Annotated in this window: 3 protein-coding genes; all 3 read left to right on the top strand. The window is 42.6% G+C overall.

The features are described from left to right. Positions 1–1,062, top strand: a 1,062-nt coding sequence (serB, locus tag Q8907_15125; GenBank protein MDP4275604.1) for a phosphoserine phosphatase SerB, incomplete at its 5' end; no start/stop codon positions are given. A 19-nt stretch (positions 1,063–1,081) separates the two neighbouring features. Then, positions 1,082–1,756 (top strand): porin family protein, encoded by a 675-nt coding sequence (locus Q8907_15120; GenBank protein MDP4275603.1) that lies wholly within the window; start codon positions 1,082–1,084, stop codon positions 1,754–1,756. A gap of 17 nt (positions 1,757–1,773) precedes the next feature. Continuing rightward, the coding region (gene nadE / locus Q8907_15115; GenBank protein MDP4275602.1) for an NAD(+) synthase at positions 1,774–3,060 on the top strand (1,287 nt) is incomplete at its 3' end.

Genomic DNA, 3,060 nt, shown 5'->3' with positions numbered 1-3,060 from the left:
CAGGAATCAGAATCTTCTCCTATACTGAAAGATTTGCTGTTTAAAGGCTATGAATTAGGGATTAAGGTAAAATTTACCCCTATCAACGAGGATGATTATAACCATTGGGTAAGCCAGCAGGGTAAAGAACGATATATAGTTACCCTTCTTGGCCGGAGAATCCTGGCAACTCAAATTGCCGAAGTGACCAATGCAGTTTACCGGCAGAAATTAAACATTGATTTTATTTCCCGTTTAAGCGGGCGACTCAAGCTGGATGATGAAGAAACCCAAGACACTAAAGCTAAGGCTTGTGTTGAATTTTCAGTCAGAGGTACGCCAATTGACAAAGAGGAGATGAAAAGCCGTTTCCTTGAAATATCCAGGACGCTTGGCGTTGACATAGCTTTCCAGGAAGATAACATATTCAGGCGCAACCGCCGCCTGGTCTGTTTCGATATGGATTCCACCCTGATACAAACCGAAGTGATTGACGAGCTTGCCGAAAAAGCCGGCGTGGGGCAAAAAGTCAGGGAAATCACCGAATCCGCCATGCGTGGCGAAATTGATTTTAGGGAAAGTTTCAAAAAACGCCTTGCCTTACTCAAAGGACTGGACGAAAGGGTCATGGTTGAAATAGCAGAACGATTGCCACTTACAGAAGGAGCAGAACGGTTGTTCCGCACCCTCAGAAGATATGGATTTAAAACAGCAATCCTTTCCGGCGGTTTTACTTATTTCGGAAGGTTCATCCAAAGTAAACTCGGCATAGATTATGTCTATGCCAATGAACTGGAAGTTGTAAACGGCAAACTTACCGGAAACTGCATAGGCGACATTGTCGATGGCGCTAAAAAAGCCGAGTTATTGCGCAACATCGCCTTCAAGGAGGATATTCACCTGGAACAAACCGTTGCCGTGGGCGATGGCTCCAATGATTTACCGATGATCAATATTGCCGGGCTGGGTATTGCTTTTCATGCAAAGCCCATCGTTAAAGAAAATGCCCAACATTCTATTTCTACTATAGGCCTGGATGCTATTCTTTACTTAATGGGATTCAGAGAAAGAGACATTCTGTAGGCTTAAAGGATTTTAAAAAATGAAAAAATTAGTCATGATGAAAAAACTGCTGTTGCTTTTGGCATTGGCGCTGTTCTCCATACAGGTTTTTTCTCAAAGATTACAATTTGGAGTTTTTGCCGATCCTCAGGTTTCATGGATGTCTCCCGATGTCAGCCAGGTACATAATGATACTCCGAAAATAGGGATTAATTTCGGCTTTTTTGCCGATAAGTATTTTGCGGAAAATTATGCCTTCACTACGGGTTTATCCATCAATTCTGTTGGCGGCAGCCTCAAATACGACAATGCTTTTAACCTCAGGCTTACCGGTGACAATACCCATTCGATCAAAGAAGGATCAACAGTAGAATATAAATTGCAGTATCTTTGTATACCGTTTGGACTTAAATTCAAAACCAGAAGAATCGGGTACTTTACTTATTTTGCCAAACTGGGCGTAACCTCCCAGTTCAACATTAAAGCATTGGCTGATTCACCTGCAAACGGACTGGACAACGAAAATGTCAGGGGTGCTGTTAATTTCTTGTATATGGGCTATCACATCGGCATAGGGACAGAATATTCTTTAGGCGGGAATACGGCATTGACCGGAGGTATTACCTATACAAACGGGTTCACCAATGTCACTTCCGGAAGTGCAGGTAAAACGGACCTCAATTATCTGGCTGTCCGGTTGGGCGTATTATTTTAAATTTAAGGCGGCTAAAAGTGAAAATTGAACTTATTCAAATAAATTACCATATTGCCAATTTTGAAAAAAATACAAGGGCAATTATTGAGGCTATTGAGAAAGCTAAAAATAAGGGAGTCGATCTGGCTGTATTTTCTGAACTTTCTGTTTGCGGATACCCTCCTTACGACCTGCTTGAGCAGAAGGATTTTATTCAAGACTGCGGAAAATCTGTAGAAAAAATTGCTGCGGCCTGCCAGGGTATTGCCGCAATTGTAGGAAGCCCTTCGCTGAATCCCAACCCCAGCGGGAAAAAATTGTACAATACGGCTTATTTCCTTGCAGACGGAGCAATACGGCAAATGGTTCATAAGACACTTCTGCCCACTTACGATATCTTTGATGAATACCGCTATTTCGAGCCCAATAATGACTTTAAAATAATCAATTATAAGGATCAGAAAATTGCCCTGACCATTTGCGAAGATTTATGGGATGACCAGCCTGTATTTACCAATTTCGGCCGCAGTCATCTGTACACGGTCTCGCCCATGGAAAGGCTGGAACCTTTTCATCCCGATATGATCATCAATATTGCAGCTTCACCTTTTGCCCATACTCAGGTAGATATTCGCCGGCACATCCTGACCCGCAACGCCAAAAAGTTTCATATCCCCGTATTTTATGTGAACCAGGTAGGTGCTCAGACTGAACTGGTTTTCGATGGCGGATCAACGGTAGTCAACAGCAAAGGTGAAATTGTAGGTGAACTGAGTTTATTTGAAGAAGACAGGCAGATTTTTGAATCCTCCAGCCTGGTCCCAAACCCTTCCATACCCACAGAAGGAACCCGGTTTAAAACCATCGAATTGATCTATAAGGCCCTCATTTTAGGAATCAGGGATTATTTCAACAAGATGAATTTTAAAACCGCCATATTGGGCCTGTCGGGGGGTATTGATTCTGCACTGACTCTGGTTTTGGCAGCCCAGGCTTTGGGAACTGATAAAACAAGGGTTATTCTTATGCCTTCGAAATATTCGTCGGACCATTCGGTGAACGATGCCATAAAGCTGGCCGAAAACCTGAAAGTTCATTACGATATTATCTCTATCAAACACATGGTAGAAAGTTTCGAAAGTTCTTTGCAACCGGTATTTAAAAATTTCCCTCCTGACATCACCGAAGAAAATATCCAGGCACGTATCAGGGGAACCCTGCTTATGGCCCTTTCCAATAAATTCGGGAATATATTGCTCAACACTTCAAACAAAAGTGAAGCTGCTGTGGGTTATGGAACATTATATGGTGATATGAGCGGTGGT

The sequence above is a fragment of the Bacteroidota bacterium genome, assembly GCA_030706565.1.
In the GTDB taxonomy this organism is placed as follows: Bacteria; Bacteroidota; Bacteroidia; order Bacteroidales; family JAUZOH01; genus JAUZOH01.
Note: the sequence above shows the minus strand (reverse complement) of the source record. Positions and strands in the feature narration are given on the sequence as shown.